This window comes from Azospirillum sp. Sh1 (assembly GCF_008365135.1).
In the GTDB taxonomy this organism is placed as follows: domain Bacteria; phylum Pseudomonadota; class Alphaproteobacteria; order Azospirillales; family Azospirillaceae; genus Azospirillum; species Azospirillum oryzae.
This window is the reverse complement of record NZ_VTTK01000007.1, coordinates 24004-50753: the sequence shown is the minus strand read 5'-3', so window position 1 is coordinate 50753 and position 26750 is coordinate 24004. Positions and strand designations below refer to the sequence as shown.

The following is a 26750-nucleotide window of genomic DNA, read 5'->3' as shown; positions in this document are numbered from 1 at the left end:
CGGGTGGGGGCGTCGTCAGCCGACACCCCCTCAATAATCCTTCTCCCCTCAATAATCCTTCTCGTAGATCACCCCGAACTTGGTCTCCGAGTTGGCTCCGACCGAAGCGGTGCCCTTCAGGTTCTTGGTGATGTCGACTTCGACCTTCGCCCGGCTCTGGTTGGCGCCGATGCCCTGTTCGACGCCGACATAGACGCGGTCGCTGACATAGCGGCCGGCCTGAACGGCGCCGCCCTTGCCGTTCTCACCCTGGGTAAAGTCCAGCCGGTCGACGCCCAGGCCGCGGCGCACCTTGTCCAGGATGCCGCCGCCACCGCCGCCGATTCCCGCCAGCGAGGCCGCCGACTGGGCAAGCTGAACCGCTTCCGCGGCGCTCAGGTCGCCGACCGACTTGCCGAACAGCACGCCGGCCAGCACCTCGTCCTGCGGAAGTCCTTGCGGGGAGGTCAGCTCGATCTTCGGCTGGCGGGCGGTGCCGCTGACCACGACGTCGGCGGTGATGCCGTTGGCCGTCGCCTCCGCCAGCAGGTCCAGCCGCGGGTCGATCGGCTGCGTGCCGTCGAAATCGAAGATGCCGCGCTTGAACTCGAAGTTCTTGGCCAGCAGGTCCAGGTTGCCTTTCAGGATGGTGAAGCGGCCGGTCACCTCCGGCGCGGCGGCGGTGCCGCCGACACGCAGGTTGCCGCCCAACTCCGCGTTCAGCCCGCGGCCGCGCACGAAAATCTGGTTCGGCGCGTTCACCGTCATGTCCAGCGCCAGCACGAAGGGCGAGGCTGCCGGCGGCGCCTCCTCCGGTATCGGCACCCGGCGCGTGCCGCCGACGGTGGACACCTGCGTCGTCCCGCGGGCGCGGCGGCCCTTGCCGACCTCCGTCACCTTCAGATCGACGACATTGGCGGGCATGCGGTCGGGGACCTGGATCTCGGCACGGCGGATGTCCACCGGCCCGGCCAGCCGGGCGTTGGTGAAGCCGCCGGTCAGGGTCAGGTTCGCCCCGATCTCCGCCGTCACCAGATCGATCTCCAGCAGCCGGGCATTGTCGGCCTGCAGCCTGATGTCCAATTGCTGGTCGGCGGCGGCACCCGGACGGATGACACCATTGGCGGTGAGGACCCCGCCGTTGCGGGTCCTGCCGCGGAAGCTCTGGATGGTGAAGACGTCGCCGTCGCCGACCAGCCGCGCCTCGATGTTGGTGAAGACGGCACCCGAGGCACGGTTCTCGTAGCGCCCGTTCGCCAACACGACCGATCCGCCGAGCGACGGCCTGTCCACCGTTCCGCCCGCCCGCACATCCAGCCGCAGGGAACCACGCGCCCGGTCGCCCGATGCGGCGAGCAGGTCGTTCGCCAGCGACAGATCGACCGTGCCGTTGACCGCCGCCTCCAATGCGCCATTTGGCGGCACGCTGACGACGTAGCTGTCCGGATTCATCACCAGCGGCAGGGCGGCGTTGGCGGTCAGCGTGCCGGCATTCTTCGGCATGGCCATGCGGCTGGCCAGGGTCAACCGGCGGTCGCGCCACTGGATGTCCGCCGTCGCGTCGATGCCGGGCAGCCCGGCCTGGGTGGTCTGCTGCGCCTTCAATCCGCTGATCCGCAGGGTGGCGTCGGCGCGCGGGCTGCGCAGCGTGCCGCCCAGCGACGCCCGCGCATTGGCGGTTCCGTCCAACGCCAGCGTCGGGCTGGCCAGCTTCGCCAGCGCCAGCGGAAGGCGGTCGATGGTCAGCTCGCCGCTCAGCCGCTCGCCGTTCAGGCCCAGGTCGGCGGCCAGCCGGGCATTGCCGGACGACAGCCGCAGATCCTTCACCTCATAACGGCGGTCGGCCAACAGGATGGTGGCGGGGGCGGTCATCCGCAGATCCTCGCCGGCATAGCGCGCCTGCAGGCGGTCGAGCCGGATGCGGGTCACGCCGCCATCCATCGCCAGCCCGCCGGCGAGGTCGAGCGCGACCGGCTGCGCGCCGGCGCCATTGGCGTTGGCCTGGAAACCGGCCTTCGCCAGCGACCCGTCGACGGAGGCGGTGACACTGCGCAGCTCATTGCCGGCGGCATTGCCGTCGGTCATCTCCACCCGCGCCTTGCCGCTGGGGGTGCCCAGCGCGTCGGCGATGTCGGCTTTCGCGGTCAGTTTCCGGGCGGTCAGCAGCGGTCCGCCTTCACCGTCCACCCGCAGGTTGCTGGCGTCGGCGGTCAGGTTGGCCGCCTGCTTGCCGCCCTTGCCGTCCAGCGCCAGGGTGAAGCTCGCCCCGCCGCCCAGCGGCATGCCCGCCAGTTCCGAAAGCCCGTTCAGGTTGGGCAGCTTGCCCTCCAACCGGCCGGTGGCGAGCAGCGTGTCGAGCGCCACCTGCGCCTCGCCCGTGATCCGGTTGGTGCCGTTGGCAATGGTCAGGCCATCGAGCCGCAGCGTCTGTTCGCGCAGGGCATAGCGCCCGTCGAGCGACAGCGGCGTCTTGTCCAGGTTGGTGCGGGCCGACACCGTGCCGTTCGGCGTGGCCGGCAGGCCGGCGGCGGTCGCCTTCACCTCCGTGGCGCCCAGCCGGCGGCCCTGCACCACGAGGTCGCGGGCGTTCAGCGTCGCCTGCGCCTCGATGGCGTCGAGCGGGCCACGGGCGGTGGCCTCCAGCGTCGCCGCCCCCTCCATCGGCGTGCCGAGCGCGGTGCCCAGCGGCTCCAGCTTCGCCACCGTCAGGGTGGTTCGCGCATCGACCTTGTTGTCCGCCAGGGCCGCATTGCCGGTCAGCTTGCCGTTGCGCCCATCCACCGTCAGGTCGGTCAGGCGCATGGCGCCGTCGGGCTCCATGCGTGCCGCCAGCGCCAGCGTCGCCTTATCGCCTAGCACGGCGTCGGCCGGGGTGCCGGTAGACAGACGGTCGATGGTGCCGGTCAGATCGGCGGTCAGCGTGCCGTCGGCAACGCGTTTGACCGGCCCCGACAGCGCCACGGCGCCTGCCAGCGGCCGGCCGGCGAGGCCGGACAGCGGGGCGAGGTCGTCGGCGCTCGCGCTCAGGGTCAGGTCCGCGGTCTGGCCCCAGCCACCGATGGTCCCCTTCGCCTCGGCCCGCGCGGCGGCGGCGTTCAGCGCCAGCGTCTCCAGCCCGATCCCGCCGCTGCCTGTGTCGATCCGCGCGCGGGCGGCCAGGGTGGTCTCCGGGCCGGTCAGGCGGGACAAGGCCGGATCGTCGGCGGCGAGATCGCGCAGGGTGGCGTTCACCGCGACGTTCAGCGCGCTCAGCGCCCCTTCGGCGGAGCCCTCCACCACACCCTCGCGCCAGGACAACGGCGCCAGCGGGTGCAGGGCGGAGTCCGGCCCGGCCTGGACGGTCCAGCGCAGGTTGAGGCTGTTGTAATCGGCGCCGATGTCGCCGTTCACCGTCGCGTTCGCGGCGGCGACGGTGAGCGCCAGCGGTCGCAGGGTGATGGCGCCGGACGGCGCCCGCAGCACGGTCGCGTTCAGCGTCGGGCTGGGACCGATCAGCGGAGTCACCGTGTCGCCCGCCAATCCGGCGATCAGCGGCGCGACGTTGCCGCCGGCCGCAAGCGTCAGGACATGCCCCTCCGGCGCCTTCTTGATGGTGGCGTCGGCGTTGAGCGTGCCGGTGGGGGCCGCGGCCTCGCCGGCGGTGGCGGTCAGCTTGCCGGTCCAGTCGTCCAGCGTGCCGTCGCCCTTCAGCGCCAGTTGAACCGGCGGCAGACCGGGCATCGACAGCGCACGGGCCATGACGCCGCCGGCCGGTTCCGACGCATTGACCGACAGGTTGAGCGTGTTCTTGCCGGGATCGAAGGCGGCGACCAGATCGGCCTGTCCGGGCTTGTCGTCGATGCGTGTGACCGACAAGTTGGCGTTCAGCGCCCCGCCGCCATGCTCCAACAGCACCGAGCCGGCAATGCGCAGCACGGCCTGTTCGCCCAGCAGCGCCGGCGCCAGGTCCAGCCGTTCCACCACCAGCTTCTTCAGGTCGATGTCCACCGGCAGGCTGGGCAGCAGCGAGGCATTGGGGTCGGACGGCGTCGCAGGCTGAGTCGTGACCGGCGCGCGGGTCACCGACACCGATGCCGCTTCCAGCGCATCGATCTTGGCGCTGCGCATGAACAGGGCGGATGGCGACATCACCACATGCAGCCGGTCGATGGTCAGCCAGACGCCCTGGCTGTCGGCCAGCGTGACGGTGGCGATGGTGAAGTCGGTGGGGATGCTGCCGTCGATCGCGCCGAGCTTCAGGTGCATGTCCGGCGATTCGACCGCCCCTTCGATCTTCTCCGTCAGCCATTCGCGGGCGGAATCGCCGGAGAACAGCGAGAAGGCCCGGACGGGCTGCGGACCGGCCAACAGGCCGGTGAGGATCGTCAGACCGACCAGAAGTAAGCGAACCGCCGTCACACCATGCCCTTTCACCAGCGCCACCCGTGTCCTAACCGCAATAAACGGTCATCGTCCCGGAGGATTGGGACGAAATTGCGCCATTAGAACGCCTGCCCCAGGCTGAGATACAGCTGCCAGCGCGCATCGCCGTCGGCGGGGTTGAGGGGTATGCCGACATCGACGCGCAGCGGGCCGAAGTCGGTGTAGTAGCGCAGGCCCAGACCGGCGCCGACGCGCAGAGGCTCGCTGAAGTCCGGATAGGCCGAATCATAGACGGTGCCGGCATCGACGAAGGGCACGATGCCGATGCTCTCCGTCACCTTGATGCGCAGCTCGGCCCCGATCTCGAACAGCGACCGGCCGCCGACCGGATCGTCATAGCGGTCGCGCGGCCCGGCCTTCTGGAAGCCGTAGCCGCGCACCGACCCGCCGCCGCCGGCATAGAAGCGGTGGTCGGGCGGGATGTCCGACAGCGAGGTGCCGAGGATGCTGCCCAGCCCGATCCGCGCCGCGGCGACATAGCGCCCGTCATTCCCGAGATCGTAATAGGTGGAGCCGTTGAAAAGCACCGAGGTAAAGGGCGACTCGGTATCCCCGCCCACCGGGAACCAGGGCGTCACCTGCAGCGAGGCCCGCTGGCCGGAGGTGGGGTTCAGCAGATTGTCGGTGCCGTTCCAGGCCGCCCCCAGCGGCACGCCGATGAAGGAGGTCTGATAGGTCTTGTCCTCCGTCCGCACCCGACCGCGCTCGCCGGTCAGGCCATAGCTGACGGTCAGCTGGTCGGTCAGTGGCCGTTCCAGCTTGACCGTCAGTTCCGATGCGACTCGGCTGTAGGCCGGCGGCTGGTCGTTCACCACGGCGAAATTGACCAGCAGGGATTGTTTCACCGCCAGGAAGTCGGGTTTGCGGAAATTGACGCTGAAGCGCAGATCCGGCAGGTCGTTGCCCTTGCTCGACGTACCGCCGGACGACCCGGCCACACGCCCGACATCGACACCGACGCGCAGTTGCTCCGCCCCGCCGAACAGATTGCGGTGGCCCCAATAGGCATTGGCGCCCAGCCCGTCCTGCGTCGAATAGGTGACGCCGCCGCCGATGAAGCGGCGCTTGCGCTCGCTGACCGAGACGATCGCCGGCGTCACGCCGTCCGGCCCCGGTTCGTCCGCCATCCGCACGCGGACGGTGTCGAAGACCTGGAGCGCGGCGATGTCCTGCCGTGCCCGGTCGGTGGCGGTCGGATCGAAGACCTGTCCCTCCTTCCAGGCGAGACGCCCGCGCACCAGATCCTCGTCGACCTTCTGCAGCCCTTCGATCCGGGTGGCGCCATAGCGGGTCAGCGGGCCAGGGTCGACGGTGTAGGCGACATCCATCGTCCGGTCGGAATGATCGACCACCACCTCGCGGTCCGATGCCTTGGCGAAGGCATAACCGCGTTTGGTCAGCCGGCCGACCAGCTCCGATTCCGCATCCAGCACCTTCTGCGCCACGGCCGGAGCACCGGCGGCGAGGCCGAGATCGTCGGTCGCGACCTCCTTCGGCAATGTGGAACTGCCGGTGGAGTTGGCGGCGCCGCGCACCGTCACCGTCTTGATGTGGTAGAGCGGCCCCGGCGTCACCGCCACCGTCACCTTGACCGGCGGCGCCTCTCCCCCGGCGGGCATGGTGCCGGCCGCCGCGGGATCCTCGATGCGGATGTCCAGCTTCGCGTCGTAATAGCCGGCGGAACGCAGCGCCGTCTGCAGACGGTCCCGGTCGCTGTCGGCCCGCCGCTCCAGCCCGATCAGCGAGGGCGGATGGTCGTCCTTCAGCTCCACCAGGGTGGAGGCGTCGCGCAGCGTGCCGCGCAGTCCGTCATCCTCGACGCCGGTGATGTCCACTTCATAGGTGATGCCGGCCGGCCGCACCTCCTCGTCCGGCGGAGCGGCCTCCGGCGATGCACCCTGCGGCGGCACCGCTGGCACGGCGCCGGGGATGCTGTCCGGAGGCGAATCCTGGGCATGCCCGGCGCCTGCCGGCCCCAGAATCAGCAGGGCGGCGACCAGCGGAGCGGCGATGGGGGCCTTGAGCGGCACGGCTGCAATCCTCGTTGCGGCGGCCGCGCGGCGGCGGGAAGCGGAAGCGAAACGGATCATCGTTCCCAATGTAGGGTCCAATGACGCATGGCTCCATCCCGGAAATTCGCGTTAGACCAAAGGGCACGGCGCTTGCGTTTTGGCCAAGGATCCATATATTGCGCCGCAACAGTTTCCCCGACAGCGCCCACGGATTGATCTTCGTCGGGCCTTTTTGTTGTTTGTGGCATGACGCTGCTGCGTGTCGGGGGTGCCATTGCGAGACCGAAGGCTCCATGAATCTCCGTAACGTCGCCATCATCGCCCACGTCGACCACGGCAAGACCACGCTGGTCGACCAACTCCTCAAGCAGGCCGGCTCGTTCCGCGAGAACCAGCAGGTGGCTGAGCGCGCCATGGACTCCAACGATCTGGAGCGCGAGCGCGGCATCACCATCCTGGCCAAGTGCACGTCCGTTCTGTGGAACGACCTGCGCATCAACATCGTCGACACCCCCGGCCACGCCGATTTCGGCGGCGAGGTGGAGCGCATCCTCTCCATGGTCGACGGCGTCGTCCTGCTCTGCGACGCGGCCGAAGGCCCGCTGCCGCAGACCAAGTTCGTGCTGGGCAAGGCGCTGAAGCTCGGCCTGCGCCCCATCGTCGTCATCAACAAGGTGGACCGTCCCGACGGCCGTCCGCACGAGGTGCATGACGAGGTGTTCGACCTGTTCGCCTCGCTCGACGCCTCGAACGAGCAGCTGGACTTCCCGACCCTGTTCGCCTCGGGCCGCAACGGCTGGGCGACCACGGACCTGGAGAACGGCGCCCGCGAGACGCTGACCCCGCTGTTCGAGCTGATCCGCGACCATGTCCCGGCCCCGAAGGTCGAGGAAGACCTGCCCTTCACCATGCTGGCGACCACGCTGGAAGCGAACCCCTATCTGGGCCGCATCCTGACCGGCCGCATCCAGACGGGTTCGGTCAAGGTCAACATGTCCGTCAAGTCGATGAGCCGCGACGGCAAGCTGGTCGAGAATGCCCGCATCAGCAAGGTGCTGGCCTTCCGCGGCCTGGAGCGCGTTCCGGTGGAAGAGGCGCATGCCGGCGACATCGTCGCGCTGGCCGGCCTGACCAACACCACCGTGGCCGACACCATCTGCGCCCCGGAAGTCGCCGAGCCGCTGGCCGCCCAGCCGATCGACCCGCCGACCCTGGCGATGACCTTCTCGGTCAACGACAGCCCGCTGGCCGGCCGCGAGGGCGACAAGGTCACCAGCCGCATGATCCGCGACCGCCTGTTCCGCGAAGCGGAAGGCAACGTGGCTCTGCGCATCGCCGACACCGAGGGCGGCGACGCCTTCGAGGTGGCCGGCCGCGGCGAACTGCAGCTGGGCATCCTGATCGAGACCATGCGCCGCGAGGGGTATGAGCTGGCGATCAGCCGTCCGCGCGTGCTGTTCAAGACCGACCCGCTGAACGGCCAGCGCCTGGAGCCGATCGAGGAAGTCGTCGTCGACGTCGACGAGGAGTTCTCCGGCACCGTCGTCCAGAAGATGTCGGAGCGCAAGGCCGACCTGATCGAGATGCGTCCGAGCGGCGGCGGTAAGACCCGCATCGTCTTCCACGCCCCGTCGCGCGGCCTGATCGGCTATCAGGGCGAGTTCCTGACCGACACCCGCGGCACCGGCATCATGAACCGCCTGTTCCACGGCTACGCTCCCTTCAAGGGCGCCATCGCGGCGCGGCGCACCGGCGTGCTGATCTCCAACAGCGACGGCACCGCGGTGGCTTACGCCCTGTGGAACCTGGAAGACCGCGGCCCGATGCTGATCGATCCGGGCGTTCCGGTCTATCAGGGCATGATCATCGGCGAGCACACCCGCGGCAATGACCTCGAGGTCAACGTCATCAAGGGCAAGCAGCTGACGAACATCCGCACCACCAGCAAGGACGAGGCCGTTCGCCTGACCCCGCCGATCCAGATGACCCTGGAAAAGGCGCTGTCCTACATCTCCGACGACGAGCTGGTGGAAGTGACGCCGAAGTCGATCCGCCTGCGCAAGCGCTACCTCGACCCGAACGAGCGCAAGCGTCACCAGCGCGCCGCCGAAGCGAGCTGATAGCGGTTCGCATATAGGGTAGAGTACCGGCGTTGATGCCCCCTCCCTAGCCCTCCCCCGCTTCGCGGGAGAGGGGACTGCCGCTCTCTCCCCCCTCCACCGCCGAAGGCGGGGGAGGGAGGGACCCGCGAAGCGGGAGGGAGGGGGCACCCGCCTCCACACCACACACCACCCGCGAGGACACCCCCCGCATGGCGATGGCGACCGACGCGAAGTCTCCCGGCTCCCCGTCCTTCTCTCCCCGCCAGCTATGGTCGCGTATCGGCCCGACCGGCCTGTTCGCCCTGATCCTCGCGCTGCTGATCGCCCTGCCGATCCTTGCCGTCTTCGTCCAGTCCGCCGGCGTCTCCACCGATCTGTGGGGGCACATGGCGCGGACGGTGCTTCCCGGCTACATCCTCAACACCCTGATCCTGCTGGGGATCGTCGGCGTCGTCACGCTGGTGACCGGCGTCGCCTGCGCCTGGACCGTCACCATGCACGACTTCCGCGGGCGCGGGGTCCTGCAATGGCTGCTGCTGCTGCCGCTGGCCATGCCGGCCTATGTGCTGGCCTACACCTACACCGACTTCCTGCAATATGCCGGGCCGCTGCAGTCCTTCCTGCGCGCCACCTTCGGCTGGCGCCGCGGCGACTACTGGTTCCCGGAGATCCACACCGCCTGGGGCGCCGGGCTGGTGCTGTCGTCGGTGCTGTACCCCTACGTCTATGTGCTGACCCGCGCCGCCTTCCTCGAACAGTCGGTTTGCGTGCTGGAAGCCAGCCGGACGCTGGGCTGCACCGCCTTCGGAGCCTTCCGCCGCGTGGCGCTGCCGCTGGCCCGCCCGGCGCTGGTGGCCGGCGTCGGCTATGCGCTGATGGAGACGCTGGCCGACTTCGGCGCCGTACGCTATTTCGGCATCGACACCTTCACCGTCGGCATCTACCGCACCTGGTTCGCCCTGGGCGATCCGGCCGCGGCGGCACAGTTGGCCGCCGTCCTGCTGCTGGTGGTGCTGGCGCTGGTCGGGCTGGAGCGGCTGTCGCGCGGCAGGATGCGTTTCCACCAGACCACCGGCCGCTACCGCGCCCTGCCCGCCCCGCGTCTGTCGGCCTGCGGCACGGTGATGGCCTGGATCGTCTGCCTGACGCCGGTGCTGTTCGGCTTCCTGCTGCCGGGGGCGGTGCTGATCCGCATGATCCTGCGCGGCGGTACGGAGTTGACGCTCGCCCGCTTCACCGATCTGACGGTGAACACCTTCATCCTCGGCGCCAGCGGCGCGCTGCTGGTGGTCACGGTGGCACTGATGGTGATCCACGGCGTGCGCCACGACCGCAGCGGCTTCGCCACCGGCGCCGCGCGCCTCGCCTCGCTCGGCTACGCCACGCCGGGCACGGTGATCGCAGTCGGCATCCTCATCACCGTCGGGATGACGCGCGATTGGACCGGCTGGCCGATGGGCGCCATCCTCGGCACCACCATCGCCGGCATCCTCTACGGCTATCTGATCCGCTTCTTCGTCGTCGCCTATGGGCCGCTGGAGTCCGGATTCGCCAAGATCGGCCCGAATCTGGAGGGCGCCGCCCGCTCGCTCGGCCACACGCCGCTGCAGGTGCTGCGCCGGGTCCACCTGCCGCTGCTGCGCCCCAGCCTGCTCAGCGCCGCCATGCTGGTGTTCGTCGACATCACCAAGGAATTGCCGGCGACGATGATCCTGCGGCCCTTCAACTTCGACACGCTGGCAATCGAAGCCTTCCGCATGGCCTCCACCGAAAGGCTGGACGACGCCGCCCTGCCCGCCCTGGTGATCGTGCTGGTCGGTTTGGCCCCGGTCATCTATCTCAGCCGCACCATCGCCGCGTCGCGGCCGGGACACCAGGGGTAAGCTCCGGGGGTCACGTTCAGGCGGCGTCGTTCCGGCTTTCCACCCGTTCCTCTCGCTGCGGTTCAGCCGGCGGCGGCAGCGCCTCCGGCCGTCGTGCCCGCAGCTTCTCGCGCTCCTTCCAGCGCCGGAAGGCGTGTTCGTTCCACCACCCGCGCAGCCGCCCGCCGACATCGGCGATCCTCTGGTAGAGCGGCCGGCGTCGGCTGGTCACGCGGGCCGGTTCCAGCGCCATGCCGACCGAGGTGATGGTGTCATCCTCCATGTCGCGCACGATCAGCTCGACCCCGCCCATGCGCACCCGGTCGCCAAGTTCACAGGAGCCGCCGAACTCGTTGCGCAGCAGGTCCCTCAAGGTCAGGCGGGCATTGGCCATCGACAGCGGCAGGCCGTACATCTCGGCGATCTGCTCCACCGTGGCATCGGGACTCAGCACCAGATCGCCGTAGAACTCCCGGTCGTTCTGGTCGAGCGCCCGGCTGCCGCCATAGAGCTTGTCGATCAGCGGCAGCCTGTGCTGCGGCGTGAACAGATAGACATGGTCGCCGGGCTGCAAGGGCTTCGCCTTGTGCAGCGGCACCACCGCGCCCGACCGGATGACCAGAGACGGCTTGGCCCAGCGCGGCATGCGCTGACCGCGCGCCGCCGGGCTTTTGGCATGGACGGTGTAGGCCACCAGCTCCTGATCGGCATTGCCGGGCAGCTCAAGCTCCACACGTTCCACCGGGCCGCGGCGCGGCGGAACGATCAATTCCAGCGCCCGAGCCATGCTGCCGATGGTCCAGCCCTGCACCAGCAGCGAGACGACCACGACGACGAAGGCGGTGTTGAAGATCAGCTGGCCGTTCTCAAGCCCGCCCAACACCGGCACCAGCGCCAGCAGAAGCGACACCGCCCCGCGCAGGCCGACCCAGGCGATGAAGCTGGTCTCCCGCACCGAGAAGCGGAAGGGCAGCAGGCACATCCACACCGCGGCCGGACGGGCGACCAGGATCAGCACCGCCGCCACGCCCAGCGCCGGCAGGATCATGCCGGCGAACTCCCGCGGCGTGGCGAGCAGCCCCAGCATCACGAACATGACAATCTGGCTGAGCCAAGTCAGCCCGGAATGGAAACGACGCAGTTCCAGCGCCCCGCGCAGCCTGACATTTCCGGCATAGAGCCCGGCGGCATAGACGGCCAGATAGCCGCTGCCGCCCAGCACGTTGGTGACGGCGAAGATGAACAGGGCAAAGGTCAGCGTCACCACCGGGTTCAGCCCGGATTCGAAATTCGCCTTGTTGATGAAGGCCACCAGCAGCCAGCCACCGGCCAGCCCCATCACCCCGCCCAGGGCGAAAGCAAGCACCAGCTCGCCAACGATGGCGGCGGGGGAGGCCAGACCGTGGGTCGCCGCCTCCACCAGCAGGATGGTCAGCATGATGGCGACCGGATCGTTGCTGCCCGATTCGATTTCAAGCGTGGAGCGGACGCGGTCGCGCAGGGTGATGCCGCCGACGCGCAGCAGGAAGAAAACCGCCGCCGCGTCGGTGGAACTGCAGGCCGCCCCCACCAGCAGCGCTTCGGTCCAATCCAGACCCAGCAGCCAATGGGCGGCGACACCGACCACGCCGGTGGTCACCGCCACCCCCACCGTCGCCAGCGTCATCGCCGGCCATGCCGCCGCCTTGTAGCTGGCGAGCTTGGTATCGAACCCGCTCTCGAACAGGATCACCGCCAGCGCCATTGACCCGATCAGGAAGGCGGAGCCGGCATCGTTGAAGGAGATCTGGCCGATCCCATCCTCTCCGGCCAGCAGGCCGATGCCGAGGAAGATCAACAGCAACGGCGCACCGACCCGCAAAGCGAGGTAGCTGGTCAGCACGCTGACGATCAGCAGGGTGGATCCGATGAGGATGATGTAGCTGACCGCCTCCATATGCCCCGCACGCCGTTCGCATCAGGCCGCCATCCGGCGGAACTCCTTGATTTTGACGGCAACCTCCCACATCCGCAAGGCGTAGGACCCGGAGGCGGTCATTCGGATAGGCTGTACGCTTACGACATCAGCCTCCAGCTTCCGTCAGGCTGACGGCAGGCGGTGCCGCGCGCGACCTCGGTCTTGCCGTCGATCACGACCGTATGGTTGTAGTCGCGGCAGGTCTGGCCGTTGCTGCCCTGATAGGTCTTCACCGGCTGGATGGTGCCCCGATTGCCGGATTCCGGATTGTTCCAGGTGATGGTCTGGTTGTTGGCGACCGCCCGCTCCTCCGCGTCCGACGCGCGGTTCTGGTCGGCAGCAGTGAAGTGACGGGCCAACTGCTGGCCGGCATAGGCGCCCACCAGCGTGCCGATGGCGGTGGTCGCCAGCTTGCCCGCCCCGCCGCCGAAGCGGGAGCCGAGCAACCCGCCGGCCACGGCGCCGCCCAGCGTGCCGACGGTCTCCGATGTGTTCATGCCGCCGATGCCCCCCATGCCGCCATTGGGGTTCTGGCAGGCGGCCAGCGACAGGGCCGCGGTGGCGGCCAGAGCGGTGGTGCGCAAATGCTTGGTGATCGACCGCATGGTTGTTCCCCCGATTGAACGTTGCACGGTTAAAGTCCGGTCAACGCTTGAAAGGGGAAGTGGTTCCGCCCGAAAGTATCAAAACGGAAAGATCAGGGGGCGATGGAAGCAAAATGCGCTTCCGCGTGTTTAGACTCCGAACAGTCAACACGAGGAGGGTTGCATGATGTCCCGTTTGCGTCTGATCGGTGCGGTGTTCGCGCTTCTTTCCGTCACTGCCTGCTCGACTGGCGGCGTGGTCGGCGGTGCGGCCGGTGCGGCCGGCGGTTACGCGGTGGACGGCACCCGCGGCGCCGTGATCGGCGGCCTGGGCGGTGCGGCGCTGGGCACCGCGATCGACCACTAAGGCCATCTGCCGCCGAGTTCGGCCGCCAAGCAAGGCAATCAGTCCCGCCCCTGCCCGCGCATCGATTCGCGCGGGCCGGTGGCGAAGACGGCCAGCGCGTCGTGCAGGTCCGGCAGGACGCGCTCCACCGCCGCCTCACCCTCGCGGATGCAGTCGTCGGCACGGTCGAACTCGGTCAGGCCGATATGGCCAAGCCGCGGCACGATGTGGACGTCCGGCGGGTCGCCGGCCAGCCGCGACCGGGTGATGCGGTCGGTGACGATGCCCAGCGAAGAGACCATCACGCCGAACAGGCTCGGCCCCTCATAGTCGCGGCGGAAGATGCGGCGCGTCAGGGCGCCGATCCCGCTGAACGGGCGCTGGCCCGGCGCCTCGTCCTCCACCAGCTTCAGCAGGTCGAAGCCGGCGGCGGTCGGCACGCTGGCGCCCGGCTTGCGCGCCTTGCCCAGGATATCGCCGGACAGGTTGACGGCGATCACCATCTGCGCGCCCAGCGCCCGACAGGCCGACACCGGCACCGGGTTGACCAGCGCGCCGTCGATCATCCATCGCCCGTCGATGGACACCGGCGGAAACACGCCCGGCAGCGAGAAGGACGCCCGCATGGCGTCGACCAGTTCGCCGCGCTGCAGCCATACCTCGTGGCCGGTCACCAGATCGGTGGTGACGGCGGCATAGGGGCAAGGCAGCTCCTCGATCCGCACGTCGCCCAGATGCAGGCGCAGCTCCGCCAGCAGCCGGTCGCCGCCGATCAGCCCGCCACCCTGGCGCAGCCGCAAATCCAGATAGCCGACGATCTTCCGCCGCGTCAGCGTGCGCACCCACTCTTCCAGCGTGTCGATCTTTCCCGCCAGATGGACGCCGCCGACCAGCGCCCCGACCGACGAGCCGCAGACGATGTCGGCCTCGATCCCATAGCGCTTCAACGCCCGCAGCACGCCGATATGCGCCCAGCCGCGCGCCACCCCGCCGCCCAGCGCAAGACCGATGCGCGGACGCCGCGCACCGGTGCCATTAAGTCCGCCATTGAGGCCAATTCCGTTCGGCATGGGCGCTCCCCCTTCCCTCGGCGGCACGATGTTCGCCGCCCCGATCATCGGCAGCTTCCCACGGAACCGGTAAAGGAAGCCTGTACCCAGCACGGCTGCCTCCGCGTCGACCGGTGGACAAAGCCGAAGCCCATGGGCTAAGCCATCCCCATCGGACAAGAGCCCATCGGACAAGAGATCGGATGCGACCGTGACGAACAAGAGCGGCAAGCCCCTGCGCCTGGATGCGGCCACCGAACGGCTGGCGGCCCGGATGTGGCGCGAGTGGGTGCGACCCTATCGCGGCAAGCTGTTGCTGTCCTTCCTGCTGATGGCGATCGTGGCGGCGGCCACCGGTGCCTATCCGCTGCTGATCGACCGCTCCTATGCCATGTTCTCCGCCCAGGATCGCGGCATGCTGCTGGCGATCCCGCTGGCGATCATCGCGGTGACCGTCATCAAGGGCGTGTCGCTCTATTCCCAGACCGTGGTGACCAGCGACATCGTCCAGCGCGTCATCGCCGACGTCCGGCTGGCGATGTTCACGCACCTGCAGTCCGCCGACATGGCGCAGTTGCACGCCACCCCGACCGGGGCGCTGACCTCGCGCTTCATCAACGACGTCGACCTGATCCGCAACGCGCTGACCCGCACGCTGACCGGGCTTGTGCGCGACATCCTGACGGTGATCGCGCTGGTAGGGTCGATGTTCTATCTGGACTGGCTGCTGTCGCTGATCGTCTTCATCATCTATCCCATCGCCGCCGTGCCCATCGTGCGGATCGGCAAGCGACTGCGCCGCGTTTCCCGCGATACCCAGGCGCAGATGGGCGACATGACCTCGCTGCTGACCGAAAGCCTGTCGGGCGCGCGCATGGTCAAGACCTACAATCTGGAAGACTATGAGCGCGCCCGCGCCGGCCGCGCCTTCCACGAGAACTACCAGCTGACCATGAAGGCGGTGCGCGCCCGCTCGCGCATCGACCCGATGATGGAGGTGCTGGGCGGCGTCGCGGTGGCGGGGGTGATCGCCTTCGCCGGCTACCGCATGACGCTGGGCGAGGGATCGGTCGGCGCCTTCTCCGGCTTCGTCGGCGCACTGCTGATGGCGGCCCAGCCGGTGCGCGCCATCGGCACGCTGAACGCCGCCCTGCAGGAGGGCATGGCCGCCGCCCAGCGCATCTTCGAACTGCTGGACCAGCAGCCGACCATTGTCGAGCAGCCGAGCGCCAAGCCGCTGTCGGTTACCAAGGGCGCGGTCGCGCTCCGCGGCGTCCGCTTCTTCTACGAGACCGGGGCCGACACGCTGAAGGGCATCGACCTGGATGTGCCGGCCGGCAGCACGGTGGCGCTGGTCGGGCGCAGCGGCGCCGGCAAATCGACGGTGTTCAACCTGATCCCGCGCCTCTACGACGTGACGGGGGGCGACGTGCTGATCGACGGCCAGGACGTGCGCGGCGCCACCCTGCGCAGCCTGCGCGGCGCGGTCTCCATCGTCAGCCAGGATACGGTGCTGTTCAACGACACGGTGCGGGCGAACATCTGCTTCGGCCGCCTCGACGCCGGGATGGATGACGTGATCGCCGCCGCAAAGGCCGCCGCCGCGCATGACTTCATCTCGAAGCTGCCGGAGGGTTACGACACGGTGATCGGCGACCGCGGCGTCAAGCTGTCGGGCGGAGAACGCCAGCGTCTGGCGTTGGCCCGCGCCTTCCTGAAGAATGCGCCGATCCTGCTGCTCGACGAGGCGACCAGCGCCTTGGACAGTGAATCGGAGCGTCTGGTGCAGGCGGCGCTGGAACGGTTGACGGCGGGTCGCACCACGCTGGTGATCGCCCATCGTCTGGCGACCGTCCGCAATGCAGACCGCATCGTGGTGATGGAAGGCGGCCGCATCATCGAACAGGGCACGCACGAGGCGCTGCTGGCCGCCGATGGCGCCTATGCGCGTCTGTGCCGGCTGCAGTTCGGCGAGGATGAGGTGCGGGCGGGGGCGTGAGATCCCGCCCCGATTGCCCCCTCCCCGACCCTCCCCCGCTACGCGGGAGAGGGAGTAAGCGCCAGAACAGCGGCAGTCCCCACTCCCACCGAAGGTGGGGGAGGGTTAGGGAGGGGGCATCCGCCTCGACAACTCCCTTCACCCCGCCGGAAACACCATCACCCGCTCGGCCGCCATCGCGGCGGACAGTTCCTCGCCGGCGCGGACATTGACATGCCCCGGCAGGCGCGCATGGATTTCCGAGCCACCGAGGTCCAGGCAAACCCGCGTCGCCGGTCCCAGGAAGCTGGAATGCCGCACCCGCACCGGCACCGCATCGGGCCGAGCGCCCAGCGGCACCAGTTCCAGATCCTCCACCCGGCAGGCGACCTCGACCTTGGTTCCGCCGGGCAGGCCGGGCGCCATGACCCGGCCGAGCGGCGTTACGATGTGCCCGTCGCGCACCGTTGCCTCGAAGCGGTTCACCTCGCCGAACAGGCGGGCGACGAAGCTGTTGGCCGGGCGCTGGTAGAGGTTCACCGGCGTGTCGGCCTGGACGACGCGTCCGGCCTCCATCACCACCACGCGGTTGCCCATCTCCATCGCCTCTTCCGGATCATGGGTGACGACGATGGTGGCGATGCCGCTGGCGCGGATGATCCGCACCACCTCCTCCCGCACCGATCGCCGGAGCTGCTCGTCCAGCGCCGAGAAGGGCTCGTCCAGAAGCAGAACCTTGGGGTCGCGCGCCATGGCGCGGGCCAGCGCCACCCGCTGCTGCTGGCCGCCCGACAGGGTATGCGGGTAGGCGTCGGCATAGCGGGTCAGCGCCATGGTCTCCAGCAACTCATTCACCCGCCGCCTGCGTTCGGCGCGCGGACGGTCGGTCTGGCCGAAGGCGATGTTGCCCGCCACCGTCAGGTGCGGGAACAGCGCGAAGTCCTGGAACATCATGCCGACCGGCCGCCTTTCCGGCGGCAGAGACCGACCCGCGGTGGCGAGCTGCTGCCCCTCCACCGCGATCTCGCCCCTCTGGACAGATTCCAGCCCGCTGATCAGGCGCAGCAGGGTCGACTTGCCGCAACCCGACGGGCCGACGATGCACACCACCTCGCGCGGGGCGACCGACAGCGATACGCCGTCGACCGCGGTCAGTTGCCCGTATCGGTGGGTGATGCCGGAGAGGATGACGGAAGGGGCGAGGGTGTCGGTCATCTTACTTCCAGCCGGCACGGTCCATGATGCGCAGCGCCTGCGGCGTGTGGGCGGCGAAGGAGGCGGCATTCACCTCGGCCGCCTTGAAGCTGCCGAGCTTCACCAGTTCCGGATGCGGCTGGACCGCCGGGTTGACCGGATACTCCATGTTGCCGTCGGCGAACTGGCGCTGCGCCTCCGGGCTCAGCAGATATTCCAGCAGCTTGCGGGCATTCTCCTGGTTCCTGGAGGTCTTCACCACGCCGGCGCCGCTGAGGTTGACGTGGGTGCCGCGGTTGCCCTGGTTGGGGAAGATGACGCCGACCTTCGCCGCGGCCTCGCGGTCCTCCTGCTTGGCCGAGGTGATCATCTTGCCGACGTAATAGGTATTGGCGATGGCCAGATCGCCCTCGCCCACCGCGACCGCCTTGATCTGGTCGGTGTCGCCGCCCTGCGGCGGACGCGCGAGGTTGGCGACGAGGCCCTTCACCCACTCCTCCGTCTTTTCCTCGCCCAGCGCTTCGATCATCGAGGCGGTCAGGGCGAGGCTGTAGGGATGGGTGCCGCTGCGGGTCAGGACGCGGTGCTTCCACTCCGGCTTGGCGAGATCCTCGTAATCCTTGATCTGCTCCGGCTTCACCCGGTCGCGGGCATAGACGATGACGCGGGCGCGGCTCGACAGGCCCCACCAGGCCCCTGCCGGGTCGCGCAGGTTGGCCGGAACCTTGATCGCCTCCAGCTCCGGCGAGGTGACCGGGGCGAGCAGACCTTCCTTGGCCGCGGCGGCCAGACGGCCGGCATCCACGGTGATGAAGAGGTCGGCCGGGCTGCTGGGCCCTTCCGACTTCATGCGCTGAATCAGTTCATCATGGTTGCCTTCGATGATGTTGACCTTGATTCCGGTCGACTTCGTGAAGGTTTCATAGATCGCGCGGTCGGTGTTGTAATGACGCGAGTTGTAGACATTGACTTCCTGCGCCTGGACCGAAAAGGCGGTCAAGGCACCGACGGCAAAAGCGACACCAGCGATCTTGTCGATGAACATTCATCACTCCCGGACTGCGAATGGCTCTCAATTCCGTGAGAATGGATATCAGTTGCAGCTGGCGCTGTCGAGACAGGATTCGCCCCAAGTCGAGGGATCAGGCGATCGCAGGTGCGGCTTGGGAGCGCACCATGTCGGCCAGCGCCTCGGGCGGCATCGGGCGGCCGAACAGATAGCCCTGCATCAGGTCGCAGCCGACCGACACCAGGAAATCGCGCTGCTCCGCCGTCTCCACTCCCTCCGCCACCGTGGTCAGGCCCAGGCCGTGCGCCATGCCGACGGCGGCGCGGACCAACGCGTTGCTCTTGGGGTTCTCCGGCACGTCGATGACGAAGGCGCGGTCGATCTTCAGCTTCGCCACCGGCAGCTGCTGCACATAGCTGAGGGAGGAATAGCCGGAACCGAAATCATCGATGGCCGCCTGGATGCCCAGATCGGCCAGTTCGCCCAGCGTCCGCACCGCCACCTTCAGGTCGCGAACCGCCGCCTGTTCGGTGATCTCCAGGCCGAGATGGCTGCGCAGTGACGGATGCTCGCCCAGCAACTCCTCCAGCCGGAGGGTCAGGTTGCCGCGCAGGAACTGCTGGCCGGAGATGTTGAGGAAGACGCGGTCGGGCAGCACGCCATCCGCCTCCCAGACCGCCATCTGTGCGACCGCGGTGGACAGCACCCAGTCGGTGATCGGCACGATCAGGCCGCTTTCCTCCGCGACCGGGATGAACTCGCCGGGCGAGACCGGTCCCAGGGCGTGATGTTCCCAGCGCAGCAACGCTTCCGCCGACCGGACCTGGCCGGCCTTGTCGACGATGGGCTGGTAGACGAGGCGCAGCTCGTTGCGCTCGATGGCGTGGGTCAGATGCATGGTCAGCAGCATCCGCCGGGTCGCCGCCGCCGCCATTTCCGGCGTGTAGAAGCAGACGGCGTTGCCGCCGTTGTGCTGCACCGCCTGCAGGGCCAGCTTGGCCTTGGCGTTCAGGTCCTCCAGCGTGCTGACCGTGTCGTCCTGCACCGCGGCGCCCACCGACAGCCGCAGCCGCACCCAATGCCGGTCGGCGTAGATCGACGCGGTCAGCCGGTCGTGCAGCACGCCGGCCAGCGTGCGCGCGTGGTCGGCGTCGGTCACCCGTGACAGCGCTGCGAATTCGTCGGCGGCGATCCGGCAGATGATGGTGTTGGGCGGCAGCACTTCCGTCACGCGGCTGACCATCGCCTTCAGCGCGGCGTCGCCGACATGGAAGCCGAAGGCCTCGTTCACGTCGCTGAACTGGTCGACGTCGAGCGAGAACAGGGCGAACAGGCTTCCGCCCGCCGCCGCGTCTCCCCCTTCCGCACGGCTGCCGGCGAACAGCGCCTCGCACTCCTCGAGGAAGGCGGTGCGGGTCAGGACACCGGTCAGGGGATCGTGCCGTGCGAGGTAGGAGGCGCGCTGCTCCGCCGCGAGGCGTTCGGAGATGTCGCGGATGATGCCGACGAAGGTCACATCCTCGCCCAGCCGTGCCTGGCCGACGCTGAGATGGATCGGGAATACCGTGCCGTCCTTGCGCTGACCCAGCGTTTCGCGGCCGATGCCGATGATCTTCGCCCTGTCGGTCCGCATATAGGTGTCGACGTAGCGGCCATGGTCGCGCGAAAAGGGCGGCGGCATCAGGATCGACATGTTCCGCCCGACCAGTTCACCGTCCTCATAGCCGAACAGGCGGCAGCAGGCGCGGTTGATGGAACGGATGATGCCGGTGCGGTCCGAGACGATGATGCCATCCACCGCCGCGTCCAGCAGGGTCGCGATGAAGGAATCCCGGCAGGTCACGAATTCCGCGATGCGGTCGGGGTCGCCGGTGAGGTGAAAGGTGCCGAGATATCCGACCGTCGCACCGGCGGCATCGCGATGGACGATCATGCTGCCGCTGAGGATCGAACGCCGGCCGTCGCAGCCGACCGTCGGGCAATCGACCGGCGCGAAAGTCTGCACCGGCGATCCGTCCAGCGTCGCGACGGCCGCGGCCAGCGCCGCGGTCACGGGATGGTCGATGCCGGTCAGCGCTTGGCCGATCAGGTCCGCCGGCAAGCGGTCCAGAACCGCCGCGAAATGCGGATCGGCATGGCGGCACAGGCCGTCACGGTCCAGATAGACCAGCGCCATCCCGCCGTCGTCCAGCAGGCTGGCGGCCAAAGAGGCCAGAAAGGCGGGATCACGCGGCATCGCGGCGGCTTTCGCCCCGCTGGAACCGCTGTTTTCGGAACCGTTCATCTGATCCGCCGGTTGTAGGTCCACGAAACGATCCGCATTTTTCCACTCCGGCCGAAAGGCCGGCCTGATGATGCACCGACGGTCGCCCGGCGCCTGAATCGGATGCCCGACGGAGGTATTATGACCCCGTCCGGCTTGATTTCCAACGCCAAGCAATCCCGCAAATGCCAAACATTTGCGCAATCCGTTGCCCGTGATGCATTCGCACTCTAACGGCTAGAGTCCGATACACGATTGACATGGTTCAATGCGCGGCACCGTTCCCGGAATAAACGGCCGCGCCCGGCAGCACCACTACAGCTTTTGCGCGTGTGGTCTGCGACAATTCAGTGGCATCCGCCGCAACGGACTGGACCTGCGGCGGTATTGGCCCCAGGATTCTCTCCACACATTCCCCGCACGGGAAGCAATTCGCCTGACAGCCCGCGATGGAGGAATAAACCGGACGTCCCAGGCGTTTGTCCGACAATGGCCGCAGCCACAGGCGTGAACCACCAGCGTCACGTCGGATGCTGCCGTCGCTTCGGGTCCGCCAATGGTCCGCGGTTCAAGAAATCGATTGGGAGCATTCAGACATGACCAACGCATTCAGCCAGATCAGCCACGCCGATGGCCGTGCGTACTACCAGGGCACCCCGCTGTCCCTGGCCGATGCGCAGATCATGCTCAACGACGACATCCTCCGCCGGACCGTGCGCGTCGGCGCCTATCTGCGGGTGGACGACGCCGGCCGCCTCGTTCTGGTGAACGGCCCCGCCCTGAGGCGCTCGATCAGCCGGCCGGTTCCGCCCAATCTGTCACCGACCTTCACCCCCCGCGGGGGCCGGCAAGAATAAGCGCCGCCCCGGCCAGACAGACCAGTGCGCCGGCCGCGTCCCAGCGGTCCGGCCGCGCGCCCTCGACCAGCCAGAGCCACAGCAGCGACGCCGCGATGTAGACACCGCCATAGGCGGCATAGGCCCGCCCGGCGAAGTCGGCGTCGGCCCGTGTCAGAAGCCACGCGAACAGGCAGAGGCTTGCGATGCCGGGCAGCGTCCACCATGCGCTCCGCCCCAGCCGTATCCAGGCCCAGAAGGCGAAGCAGCCGGCGATCTCCGCCAGCGCGGCCGCACCATAGACGGCCAGTGTCGCCCCCAGCGCCCGCGCCATCCTGCCTCCGTTTCTTCCCCGTCATCGACCGGGCCGATGCTGCCCATCGCCGATTGCCGCGTCAATGCGTTGGGCGCCGGTGAATTGCGCCACAGCTCGTTTCAATTTGCCGCCGCAATATTACAGCGCATTCATGGACTTCATCGGGGGTGCGGCATAAATTCACGAGGAACGGAGACATACGGCGATGTTCATAGACGCGACCAATCCAATGCGGGACGCCTTTGAAACGATCCAGGCCACCGACGTGATCTCGGATGCGAAGAAGCACGTCCTGTTTCAGGGACTGGAGGCATTGCGCCGTCAGCATTGCCCGGAGCCGGCCCAGGCCGTCCGATGCTGCGAGGAGTGCCTGACCCGACACCGCTGCCTGCCGGCGGTTCTCGACCTGCTCGGTTCCTGACCATCAGCCCCGACGATCGGATTGGACGCGGCAGAGTGAGGCTTACGCTCGACGACGAAGCGACATTGTGTTCCGTCGAGATCCTGGCGGAGGCGGTCGAGATGGCTTTCGTTCCCGGCATCCTCGAACTGCGCACCCTGCGCGATTCCCTGAATGAGGCCCTGCGCACCCGCTCCCCGGCGGCGGTGAGGCTGGCCTACAGCGCCTTCAGCCGCGTCGACCGCGATTTCCGCGACAAGATCGCCCACCACGCCCTGCAACTGGCGGCGTTGCGCCGGCACAGCGCCGGCCCGATGCGCATCGGCGGTGGTGCCCCACCGCGCCGGGCTGATCGTGGTATCGACGAACCGCGCCGGGCCTGATCCCCGAAGCCCTCGACGGGGTCGACTTGTCTTTCGTGTACTATTTGTAATGGACCCTTTGCCCTTCCGCCCTGTTGTTCCGGCATAATCAACACGCAAGAGGTTGCCACCATGGACAAGGACCGGATCGAGGGCGCCGCCCGCACCATCAAGGGCTCGATCAAGGAAGCGGCCGGCAAGCTGACCGGCGACACCAAGACCGAGGCGGAGGGCCGGGGCGAAAAGGCTGCCGGCAAGGTGCAGAACAGCATCGGCGGCGCCAAGGATGCGCTACGCGATGCGTTGAAGTAATCCCGGCTCCCGCCGAGGGTTCCGGTACAAGCCGCGTATCCGACGCCCCGGCTCCGCCATTTCCGCGGGGCCGGGGCGTTCGTTTGCGAATTTCCGCCGACGAGAGGAACGGCGCCGGAGTTCGGCGGGGTGGAAATGGGCTGTTGCCGCCCCACCCTCCCCTATCTATGATGCGCCGCCCCGGCCGGATGGCCGAACGACGCGCTTAGATTCGGGTCCCATGCTCCAGTTCATCCGCAATTTCGCCGGCTCCTGGGTCGTCAAGATCCTGTTCGTGCTGTTGATCCTCAGCTTCGGCATCTGGGGGATCGGCGACGTGTTCCGCTCCACCACCCCCACCACCGTCGCCGAAGTCGGCAAGGTGGAGATCGGGCAGCAGGCGCTGGACCAGGAATTCCGCCGGCAGATGGAACGGCTTCGCCCGATGCTGGGCGGAAACCTGACCGCCGAGCAGGCCAAGCGATTCGGCCTTCTGGAGCAGTCGCTGCAATCGCTGATCCAGCGCACGCTGTTCGACCTTGCGGCGGCCGACATGGGCATCGCCGTCGGGCCGGAAGTGGTCCGCATGCGCATCGCCGAAGAGCCGGCTTTCCGCAACCAGCAGGGCCAGTTCGACCCGAACGTCTTCCGGTCCGTGCTGCGCAACAACCAGCTGACCGAAGACGCCTATGTCGCGATGATCCAGCGCGAGACGGCGCGCCAGCTGGTCGCCGGTGCGGTGTCCGCCGGCCTCACCCCGCCGCAGCCGCTGGTGCAGGACCTCTACCGCTATCGTGGCGAAAAGCGCGTGGCGGAGGTGGTGACCCTGCCGAACGCCGCCATCGGCGACGTCGGTGTGCCCGACGATGCGATGATCAAGCAGGCGTATGAGGACCATCAGGTCCGCTTCACCGCTCCGGAATACCGCGCCCTGACGGTCGCCCGCCTGTCGCCCGACGCGCTGGCCAAGGACATCAAGATCGACGATGGCCAGCTGCGCAAGGCGTATGAGGAGCGCGCCAGCGAATTCGGCGCCCCGGAAAAGCGCACCGTGCAGATGGTGGTGGTCGACGACGAGGCGAAGGCCAAGCAGATCGCCGAGGGCGCGAAGGCCAAGGGCCTCGCCGAAGCCGCCAAGGATGCCGGCGTCGAGCCGGTGACCCTGGACAACATCGCCAAGGCCGACCTGCCGGAGATCGGCGATGCCGCCTTCGCGCTGGAGCCGGGCAAGCCCTCCGACCCGATCAAGAGCGCGCTCGGCTGGCATGTCATGGCCGTCAACGGCGTCACCCCGGCCTCGACCAAGAACTTCGAGGACGTCCGTGGCCAGTTGGAGGCCGAGTTGAAGAAGGAGCAGGCGCTTGACTCCGTCTTCTCCATCGCCAACCGGGTCGAGGACCAGCTCGCCAGCGGCGCGCCGCTGGAGGAGGTGGCGCAGGCCCAGGGTCTGGCCCTGACCAAGGTCGCCGCCGTCGACAGCACCGGCAAGGCGCCGGACGGCAAGGATGCCGCGCCCGACCTGCCCGGCCTGAAGGCCCTGCTGCCCAACGCCTTCCAACTGAAGACCGGCGCCACCTCCAACCTTGCCGAGGGCGAGGGCAGCGTTTTCACCGCCGTCCGCGTCGACAGCGTGATCCCCGCCGCGGTCCGTCCGCTGGCCGACGTGCGCGATCAGGTCATCGCCGACTGGCAGCAGGAGCAGCGTGCCGAGCGCGCCGCCAAGAAGGCCGAGGAAATCGCCGCCAGCCTGAAGAAGGGCGCCGAGGCTGCGGCCCAGGACGTTGCCACCCAGGCCGGAGCCAGCTTCGCCATGACCGCCCCCTTCACCCGCGATGCCCAGTCGGTCCAGGGCCTGCCGGCCGACATGGTCGCCAAGCTGTTCGCCGCCAAGCCGAACGAGGTCGTCACCGGCAACACCGCGGACGCCCAGGTCGTCGCCCGGCTGAAGGAGGTCATCCCCGCCGACCCGAAGGCCGCCGACGCTGATCTTGCGCCGGTCCGCGCATCGGTCGAACAGGGGATGGAGAACGATCTGGTGGCTGAATTCACCAACGCGCTGCGTGACAAGTATCCGGTCCGCATCCACCGCCAGCGCATCGACCAGTTCTTCGCCAGCAACTGAGTCTCCGGCTCAGCCGACAGCAACCCCGAGAGGTTCCGTGCCGTGAAGGTCCAGCCCGATACCACCACCTTCGATGCCGCTTACGCCGCCGGTCGGCCGCAGGTGGTGTGGACCACGCTGGTCAGCGATCTGGAGACTCCGGTTTCCGCCTACATGAAGCTGGCGGACGGCCGTCCGTTCGGCTTCCTGCTGGAATCGGCGGAGCGTGGCGCCGGATCGCGGCGCGACCGCTATTCGGTGATCGGCTTCAAGCCGGACGTGGTGTGGCGGTCGCGCGGCAACCGGGCGGAGATCAACCGCGACGCCCTGCACGACCGCGACGCCTTCAAGCCGCTCGACAAGGCACCGCTTGAAGAGTTGCGCGCGCTGATCAACGAGAGCCGGATCCCGCTTCCGGACGAGTTGCCGCCGATGGCCGCCGGTCTGTTCGGCTACATGACATACGACATGGTCCGCCTGATGGAGCGGCTGCCGGACAACAATCCGGACGAGCTGAACATCCCGGACGCCATCCTGACCCGGCCCAGCATCGTCGCCATCTTCGACAGCCACACCGATTCGATCACGCTGGTGACGCCGGTTTGGCCCAAGGCCGGCAAGGATGCCGCCACGGCCTATGCCGACGCGCGGGAACGGCTGACCGACGCGCTGGCCGACCTGGAACGTCCCCTGCCCTATCGGCGGGAACCGCGGACGGAGAACGGCCTGCCGCTGGCCTGGACCTCCAACACGACGCGCGAGGAGTATCACGCGATCGTGGAGAAGGCGAAGGAGTACATCCGCGCCGGCGACATCTTCCAGGTCGTGCCGTCCCAGCGCATCCGCTTCCCCTTCAAGCCGTCGCCGCTGGCGCTGTACCGCACGCTGCGCCGCCTGAACCCGTCGCCCTTCCTGTTCCACTGCGACTTCGGCGAGTTGACCGTGGTCGGCTCCAGCCCGGAAATTCTGGTGCGGGTGCGCGACGGCAAGGTCACCGTCCGCCCGATCGCCGGAACCCGCAAGCGCGGTGCCACCACGGCGGAGGACGAGGCGCTGGCAGCCGATCTGCTGAGCGATCCGAAAGAACTGGCCGAACACCTGATGCTGCTCGACCTCGGCCGCAACGACGTCGGCCGGGTGGCGAAGGTCGGCACGGTCAAGGTGACGGCCAAGATGATCGTGGAACTCTACAGCCACGTCATGCACATCGTCTCCAACGTCGAGGGCGACCTCGATCCGAAATTCGACGCGCTCGACGCCTTGGTCGCAGGCTTCCCGGCCGGTACGGTGTCCGGCGCGCCGAAGGTCCGCGCGATGGAGATCATCGACGAGTTGGAGAAGGCCCGCCGCGGCGTCTATGCCGGCTGCGTCGGCTATTTCGGCGCGTCGGGCGCGATGGACACCTGCATCGCGCTGCGCACCGCCGTGCTGAAGGACGGCATGATGTATGTCCAGGCCGGCGGCGGCGTCGTCGCCGACAGCGATCCGGAGGCCGAGTATCAGGAAACCGTCAATAAGTCGATGGCCCTGATCCGCGCCGCCGAGGAAACGCTGCGCACCGCCGCGCGGGGATAAGGCCGCCGAAAAGCTCGACGAAAACAGGCCGCCTCTTTGGCGGCCTTTTTCATGCAACGAAGGTTGTGCGCGACACAGTGTTTTAGTCGCCGCACAGCTTATCCACAGAAAA

19 protein-coding genes are annotated in these 26750 nt (G+C 68.3%); 10 read left to right on the top strand and 9 right to left on the bottom strand.

Translation table 11 applies throughout. The features are described from left to right. Window positions 1-48: 48 nt before the first annotated feature. Entirely contained in the window at window positions 49-4377 is a 4329-nt protein-coding gene (locus FZ029_RS09325) for a translocation/assembly module TamB domain-containing protein (RefSeq protein ID WP_247892225.1), read from the bottom strand. Between the two features lie 83 nt (window positions 4378-4460). Further along, window positions 4461-6431 (bottom strand): autotransporter assembly complex family protein, encoded by a 1971-nt coding sequence (locus FZ029_RS09320; RefSeq protein WP_247892224.1) that lies wholly within the window; start codon window positions 6429-6431, stop codon window positions 4461-4463. A 275-nt stretch (window positions 6432-6706) separates the two neighbouring features. Between FZ029_RS09320 and typA the strand changes: the two genes are divergently transcribed. After that, on the top strand, window positions 6707-8533 hold the full coding sequence (gene typA / locus FZ029_RS09315) for a translational GTPase TypA (protein ID WP_149198565.1): 1827 nt from the start codon (window positions 6707-6709) through the stop codon (window positions 8531-8533). A 191-nt stretch (window positions 8534-8724) separates the two neighbouring features. Next, on the top strand, window positions 8725-10398 hold the full coding sequence (locus FZ029_RS09310; RefSeq protein ID WP_149269011.1) for an iron ABC transporter permease: 1674 nt from the start codon (window positions 8725-8727) through the stop codon (window positions 10396-10398). A 16-nt stretch (window positions 10399-10414) separates the two neighbouring features. Here the strand turns inward: FZ029_RS09310 and FZ029_RS09305 are convergent, their stop codons facing one another. Next, window positions 10415-12313, bottom strand: a complete 1899-nt coding sequence (locus FZ029_RS09305; protein WP_149269010.1) for a potassium/proton antiporter — start codon at window positions 12311-12313, stop codon at window positions 10415-10417. Window positions 12314-12432: 119 nt separating this feature from the next. Continuing rightward, window positions 12433-12939, bottom strand: a complete 507-nt coding sequence (locus FZ029_RS09300; RefSeq protein WP_085089554.1) for an RT0821/Lpp0805 family surface protein — start codon at window positions 12937-12939, stop codon at window positions 12433-12435. Between the two features lie 163 nt (window positions 12940-13102). Here FZ029_RS09300 and FZ029_RS09295 point away from each other — a divergent pair, with 163 nt between their 5' ends. Beyond that, on the top strand, window positions 13103-13285 hold the full coding sequence (locus tag FZ029_RS09295; protein ID WP_085089555.1) for a hypothetical protein: 183 nt from the start codon (window positions 13103-13105) through the stop codon (window positions 13283-13285). 38 nt (window positions 13286-13323) lie between these two features. On the opposite strand, the gene FZ029_RS09290 is transcribed toward FZ029_RS09295, so the two are convergent. Next, window positions 13324-14334, bottom strand: coding sequence for a patatin-like phospholipase family protein (locus tag FZ029_RS09290; protein WP_149269009.1), 1011 nt, complete (start codon window positions 14332-14334; stop codon window positions 13324-13326). Between the two features lie 190 nt (window positions 14335-14524). Here FZ029_RS09290 and FZ029_RS09285 point away from each other — a divergent pair, with 190 nt between their 5' ends. After that, window positions 14525-16312 (top strand): ABC transporter transmembrane domain-containing protein, encoded by a 1788-nt coding sequence (locus FZ029_RS09285; RefSeq protein ID WP_149269008.1) that lies wholly within the window; start codon window positions 14525-14527, stop codon window positions 16310-16312. 138 nt (window positions 16313-16450) lie between these two features. Here FZ029_RS09285 and FZ029_RS09280 read toward each other — a convergent pair whose 3' ends face one another. The 3 genes from FZ029_RS09280 to FZ029_RS09270 form a co-directional block, all read right to left on the bottom strand. Further along, window positions 16451-17506 (bottom strand): ABC transporter ATP-binding protein, encoded by a 1056-nt coding sequence (locus FZ029_RS09280; RefSeq protein WP_149269007.1) that lies wholly within the window; start codon window positions 17504-17506, stop codon window positions 16451-16453. Window position 17507: 1 nt separating this feature from the next. After that, the gene (locus FZ029_RS09275; protein ID WP_149269006.1) at window positions 17508-18530 is read right to left on the bottom strand and encodes a Fe(3+) ABC transporter substrate-binding protein; all 1023 of its coding nucleotides are present in this window, start codon (window positions 18528-18530) and stop codon (window positions 17508-17510) included. 97 nt (window positions 18531-18627) lie between these two features. After that, window positions 18628-20778, bottom strand: a complete 2151-nt coding sequence (locus tag FZ029_RS09270; RefSeq protein ID WP_149269005.1) for a bifunctional diguanylate cyclase/phosphodiesterase — start codon at window positions 20776-20778, stop codon at window positions 18628-18630. A gap of 575 nt (window positions 20779-21353) precedes the next feature. Between FZ029_RS09270 and FZ029_RS09265 the strand changes: the two genes are divergently transcribed. Beyond that, window positions 21354-21614 carry a hypothetical protein gene (locus FZ029_RS09265; RefSeq protein ID WP_149269004.1) on the top strand — a complete coding sequence of 87 codons (261 nt, stop codon included), beginning with the start codon at window positions 21354-21356 and terminating at the stop codon, window positions 21612-21614. On the opposite strand, the gene FZ029_RS09260 is transcribed toward FZ029_RS09265, so the two are convergent. Further along, the gene (locus FZ029_RS09260) at window positions 21586-21927 is read right to left on the bottom strand and encodes a YnfA family protein (protein WP_149269003.1); all 342 of its coding nucleotides are present in this window, start codon (window positions 21925-21927) and stop codon (window positions 21586-21588) included. The genes FZ029_RS09265 and FZ029_RS09260 overlap by 29 nt on opposite strands. Before the next feature lie 187 nt (window positions 21928-22114). Here FZ029_RS09260 and FZ029_RS09255 point away from each other — a divergent pair, with 187 nt between their 5' ends. From FZ029_RS09255 to trpE, 5 genes are all read left to right on the top strand, one after another. Next, window positions 22115-22330, top strand: coding sequence for a hypothetical protein (locus FZ029_RS09255; protein ID WP_149198554.1), 216 nt, complete (start codon window positions 22115-22117; stop codon window positions 22328-22330). A gap of 35 nt (window positions 22331-22365) precedes the next feature. Beyond that, window positions 22366-22692, top strand: coding sequence for a hypothetical protein (locus tag FZ029_RS09250; RefSeq protein ID WP_149269002.1), 327 nt, complete (start codon window positions 22366-22368; stop codon window positions 22690-22692). 111 nt (window positions 22693-22803) lie between these two features. Continuing rightward, window positions 22804-22983, top strand: coding sequence for a CsbD family protein (locus tag FZ029_RS09245; RefSeq protein WP_149269001.1), 180 nt, complete (start codon window positions 22804-22806; stop codon window positions 22981-22983). A 220-nt stretch (window positions 22984-23203) separates the two neighbouring features. After that, complete coding sequence (locus FZ029_RS09240) at window positions 23204-25084, top strand: peptidylprolyl isomerase (protein WP_149269000.1); 1881 nt, start codon at window positions 23204-23206, stop codon at window positions 25082-25084. Window positions 25085-25126: 42 nt separating this feature from the next. Beyond that, window positions 25127-26638, top strand: a complete 1512-nt coding sequence (trpE, locus tag FZ029_RS09235) for an anthranilate synthase component I (protein ID WP_149268999.1) — start codon at window positions 25127-25129, stop codon at window positions 26636-26638. The last annotated feature ends 112 nt before the right edge of the window (window positions 26639-26750 follow it).

Coding starts and splice junctions, on each gene's coding strand:
- typA (WP_149198565.1), top strand. CDS start 6,707: ATGAATCTCCGTAACGTCGCCATCATCGCCCACGTCGACCACGGCAAG.
- FZ029_RS09310 (WP_149269011.1), top strand. CDS start 8,725: ATGGCGATGGCGACCGACGCGAAGTCTCCCGGCTCCCCGTCCTTCTCT.
- FZ029_RS09305 (WP_149269010.1), bottom strand. CDS start 12,313: ATGGAGGCGGTCAGCTACATCATCCTCATCGGATCCACCCTGCTGATC.
- FZ029_RS09300 (WP_085089554.1), bottom strand. CDS start 12,939: ATGCGGTCGATCACCAAGCATTTGCGCACCACCGCTCTGGCCGCCACC.
- FZ029_RS09295 (WP_085089555.1), top strand. CDS start 13,103: ATGATGTCCCGTTTGCGTCTGATCGGTGCGGTGTTCGCGCTTCTTTCC.
- FZ029_RS09290 (WP_149269009.1), bottom strand. CDS start 14,334: ATGCCGAACGGAATTGGCCTCAATGGCGGACTTAATGGCACCGGTGCG.
- FZ029_RS09280 (WP_149269007.1), bottom strand. CDS start 17,506: ATGACCGACACCCTCGCCCCTTCCGTCATCCTCTCCGGCATCACCCAC.
- FZ029_RS09275 (WP_149269006.1), bottom strand. CDS start 18,530: ATGTTCATCGACAAGATCGCTGGTGTCGCTTTTGCCGTCGGTGCCTTG.
- FZ029_RS09270 (WP_149269005.1), bottom strand. CDS start 20,778: ATGAACGGTTCCGAAAACAGCGGTTCCAGCGGGGCGAAAGCCGCCGCG.
- FZ029_RS09265 (WP_149269004.1), top strand. CDS start 21,354: ATGACCAACGCATTCAGCCAGATCAGCCACGCCGATGGCCGTGCGTAC.
- FZ029_RS09260 (WP_149269003.1), bottom strand. CDS start 21,927: ATGGCGCGGGCGCTGGGGGCGACACTGGCCGTCTATGGTGCGGCCGCG.
- FZ029_RS09255 (WP_149198554.1), top strand. CDS start 22,115: ATGTTCATAGACGCGACCAATCCAATGCGGGACGCCTTTGAAACGATC.
- FZ029_RS09245 (WP_149269001.1), top strand. CDS start 22,804: ATGGACAAGGACCGGATCGAGGGCGCCGCCCGCACCATCAAGGGCTCG.
- FZ029_RS09240 (WP_149269000.1), top strand. CDS start 23,204: ATGCTCCAGTTCATCCGCAATTTCGCCGGCTCCTGGGTCGTCAAGATC.